Annotated in this window: 3 protein-coding genes; all 3 read left to right on the forward strand. The window is 64.6% G+C overall.

Going from position 1 to position 3,935, the window contains the following annotated elements; genetic code table 11:
- The first annotated feature begins 98 nt into the window (after positions 1-98).
- A complete protein-coding gene (locus ENZ75_RS24265; protein WP_024502675.1) occupies positions 99-1,295 on the forward strand; it encodes a serine hydrolase in 1,197 nt (398 codons plus the stop codon).
- A gap of 37 nt (positions 1,296-1,332) precedes the next feature.
- Positions 1,333-2,514 (forward strand): serine hydrolase, encoded by a 1,182-nt coding sequence (locus ENZ75_RS24270; RefSeq protein ID WP_063168912.1) that lies wholly within the window; start codon positions 1,333-1,335, stop codon positions 2,512-2,514.
- A 127-nt stretch (positions 2,515-2,641) separates the two neighbouring features.
- Positions 2,642-3,935, forward strand: a 1,294-nt coding sequence (locus ENZ75_RS24275; protein ID WP_281061271.1) for a Tex-like N-terminal domain-containing protein, incomplete at its 3' end; no start/stop codon positions are given.

A 3,935-nucleotide genomic window follows, 5' to 3' on the forward strand; every position in this document is an offset into this window, starting at 1 on the left:
TCTACACCAAGATCTGGACCGAACTGCAGAAGTAATCGCTGCATGACGGACCCGGCGGCACATGTCGCCGGGTCTTTCTTTTCCGGGAATGGCCTTTCATGGACTCCTATCGCAACAGCGATCCGCGGCCGCCGATCATGCAGGGCTCGCCGCCCGCCATGGTGCCGCCGAAGCTCGACTGGGACCGGCCGCCATGGAACCGCTGGGCGTTCCAGCACATCCGTGAAATTCTGCCGACCGCCGAAGTCTGGCGCGGCAACGGCCATCGCCGCCGTCTCGAACGCGCCGAGGTCGATCTTGACGGGCTGGCGGTCGAGGACAGCGAGGGCAAGCCGACGACACTCGCCGGGCTGCTCGACGAGACCTATACGGACGGTTTTCTGGTGCTCAAGGACGGCAAGATAGCCTATGAGCGCTATTTCAACGGCATGGGTGAGCGCACGCTGCACCTGTCGCAGTCGATGGCCAAGTCCGTCACCGGTTCGGTATTCGGCATACTGGTCGGGCGCCGCCTGATCGATCCGGCCAGGCCGGTCACGGATTATTTGCCGGAGCTCGGCGCCACCGGCTGGGCCGGCGCCAATGTGCAGCATGTGCTCGACATGACGAGCGGCGTGCGTTTCTCCGAGGAATATACCGACCGCTATTCCGACATCGGCCAGGTCGATGTCGCCACCGGCTGGAAGCCGGTGCCGCCGGGCAGCGATCCGGATTTTCGCTGGCCCTCGCACATGTTCGAGCTGATCCTGGGCTTGAAGGACACGATCCGCCCGCACGGGGCTCAATTCGAATACCGCTCGATCGAGACCGATGTGCTCGCCTTCATCATGGAGCGGGTGACAGGCAAACGGCTGCCGCAGCTGGTTTCGGAAGAGCTCTGGCAAAAGCTCGGCGCCGACGAAAGCGCCTGCTTCACCGTCGACAGCGCCGGCTATGCGGTGGCCGATGGCGGCTTCAATGCAACGTTGCGCGATTATGGCCGCTTCGGCCAATTGATCCTCGACAATGGTGGCGGCGTCGTGCCGGCCGGCTGGGTCGAGGACACGCGCAACGGCAGGCATGGGCCGGACTTCAGCCCCAGCCTGCCGGAGGGCAGCTATCGCAACCAGTTCTGGATCGAGGACCCGCGCTCGCGCGCACTGATGTGCCGCGGCGTGTTCGGTCAGATGATCCATATCGACTGGAACACCGGAATGGTCGTGGTGAAGCTTTCGACCTGGCCGGATTTCGCCAATGGTGCCTATTCCATAGCGACGCTGAAAGCCGTGCACGCTATCGCCACGGCACTTCGCTGAGCCTCCACAAAGAAGAAACGACCCGGAAGGAAACGCCATGACCGGCAAAACCGTGTTCGAGACCCGCTATGGCTTCCGGCGCAACCAGGTGGTGCTCGCCAATTGGCGCGAGAACCCGTTCAACCGGTGGTCGTTCCAGAATCTCGGCGAACTGGTGCCGACCGCCCGGGTGGCGGCGACGTCGGGCGTTGTCGAAATCCCCGTGCGCGATATGGGCGGCCTGCTCGGCGAGAAGGTCGCGATCGCCGGCACACCGGAGACGGTGGCTGATTTTCTCGCACGTTCGAGCACCGACGCACTGACGGTGATGAAAGGCGGCAGGATCGTCGGCGACTGGTTCGCGCCGCATATGGATTTCGGCGCCCGCCACATCATCTTTTCGATCAGCAAGTCGCTGACCGCCATCATTGCCGGCATACTAGAAGGCGAGGGGGTGTTCGACCCGGAAGCGCCGGTGACGGCCTACATCCCCGAAGCCGCCGGCTCGGCCTATGGCGATGCGAGCGTGCGGCATGTGCTCGATATGAGCGTCAGTCTCGATTTCGAGGAAGCCTATCTCGATCCGGAAAGTGCTTTCGCCCGCTATCGCCGTGCCACGCTGTGGAATCCGGGCGGCGGTACGGAGAGCCTGCGCGAATTCATCCTGACCCTGCAACGTCTTGCAGAGCCGCATGGCCAGACCTTCCGCTACCGCTCGCCGAATTCCGACCTGCTCGGCCTGCTGCTCGAGCGTGCGTCGGGCCAGCGGTTCACCGACCTGATGCGCGAGAAGCTGTGGCTGCCGCTCGGCGCTGTCAGCGAAGCCTCGATCGGCGTCGACATGGAAGGCACGGCGCGCACGGCCGGCGGCATTTCGGTGACGCCGCGCGACCTGGCGCGTGTCGGCGAGATGATGCGGCAAGGTGGCATGGCCAATGGCCGCCGCATCGTACCGGAAGCCTGGGTGCGCGACACGACCAGCACTGGCGGCAGTGCGGACGCCTGGCAGCGCGGCGCGATGCTGCCACTGTTTCCCAAGGGCCGTTACCGCAACAAATGGTACCAGACTGGACACGAGAACGGCGCCTATTGCGGCATCGGTATTCATGGCCAGTGGCTGTATGTCGATCCCAGGACCGAAGTGGTGATCGCCAAGATGTCGTCGCAGCCGGAGCCTGTCGACGATCCGCTCGATATCGAGATCGTCGCGTTCTTCGAGGCGCTGAGCCGGCTGATCTAGGCGCGCCGCGATCGCCACATTGGCGCACGCTTTCCTGTGGACCCGCCGGGCTGATCGAAGCGCGGCGGTTGGCGGGCCGGAGGTCTGCGCCTATGGACGCCGCTCTTTGGATGAGAGCAGGAACGACATGGCATCCGACATCAAGCGCATTGCAGCCATCATCGCGGCCGAGATCAGCGCGCGGCCCGAACAGGCGGCCGCGGCGATCGAACTGCTCGATGAGGGCGCGACAGTGCCGTTCGTGGCGCGCTACCGCAAGGAAGTCACCGGCGGGCTCGACGACACGCAATTGCGCGATCTTGCCGAACGCCTTGCCTATCTGCGCGAGCTCGACGCGCGCCGCGACACCATCCTTGGCTCGATCCGCGAACAGGGCAAGCTGACCGAGGAGCTTGAAGGCAAGATCGTCGCCGCCACCACCAAGGCGGAACTTGAGGACATCTACCTGCCCTACAAGCCCAAACGCCGGACCAAGGCCGAGATCGCCAGGGAGCGCGGGCTGGGGCCGCTGGCCGAAGCCATCTTGGCGAACCGCTCATTGGTGCCTGCCGAACTGGCGCTGGCCTATGTCAGCGAAGAGGTGGCCGATACCAAGGCGGCGCTCGAGGGCGCGCGCGACATCCTTTCGGAACAATTCGCCGAGAATGCCGATCTGGTCGGCAAATTGCGCAGCTACATGAAGGAGCGCGCCTTCATGCGGGCCAGGGTGGTCGACGGCAAGCAGGAGGCCGGCGCGAAATTCTCCGATTATTTCGACCATGTCGAGCGTTGGGCAAATGTGCCCAGCCATCGCGCGCTGGCGATGCTGCGCGGCCGCAACGAGGAAGTGCTGTCGCTTGACATCGAGGTCGATGCCGATGACACCTCACCGGTGAAGCCGGTCGAGCGGATGATCGCCAATGCCTATGCCATCGGCGGCAGCCTTCCGGGTGACAGATGGCTGATGGAGGTGGCGGGCTGGACCTGGCGTATAAAACTGTCGCTGCATCTGACGCTCGATTTGATGCGCGATCTGCGCGAGCGGGCGGAGGAGGAAGCGATCCACGTCTTTGCCCGCAACCTCAAGGATCTACTGCTGGCCGCTCCCGCCGGCTCGCGCGCCACGATGGGGCTCGACCCCGGCATCCGCACCGGCGTCAAGGTGGCGGTGGTCGACGGCACCGGCAAGGTGCTGACAACGACGACGGTCTATCCATTTCCGCCCAGAAACGATGTGCGCGGCACGCAGGCGGAACTCGCCAAGCTCATCCGCCAGCACAAGGTCGAGCTGATTTCGATCGGCAACGGCACCGGCAGCCGCGAGACGGAAAAGCTGGTGGCCGACATGCTGTCCGACATGCCGGCGGACTGCGGGCCGAAGCCACTGAAAGTGATCGTCAGCGAGGCCGGCGCCTCGGACTATTCGGCATCGGCGACGGCGG

The organism is Mesorhizobium sp. M7A.F.Ca.CA.002.04.1.1, assembly GCF_004022805.1.
GTDB lineage: Bacteria > Pseudomonadota > Alphaproteobacteria > Rhizobiales > Rhizobiaceae > Mesorhizobium > Mesorhizobium ciceri.

Coding starts and splice junctions, on each gene's coding strand:
- ENZ75_RS24270 (WP_063168912.1), top strand. CDS start 1,333: ATGACCGGCAAAACCGTGTTCGAGACCCGCTATGGCTTCCGGCGCAAC.
- ENZ75_RS24265 (WP_024502675.1), top strand. CDS start 99: ATGGACTCCTATCGCAACAGCGATCCGCGGCCGCCGATCATGCAGGGC.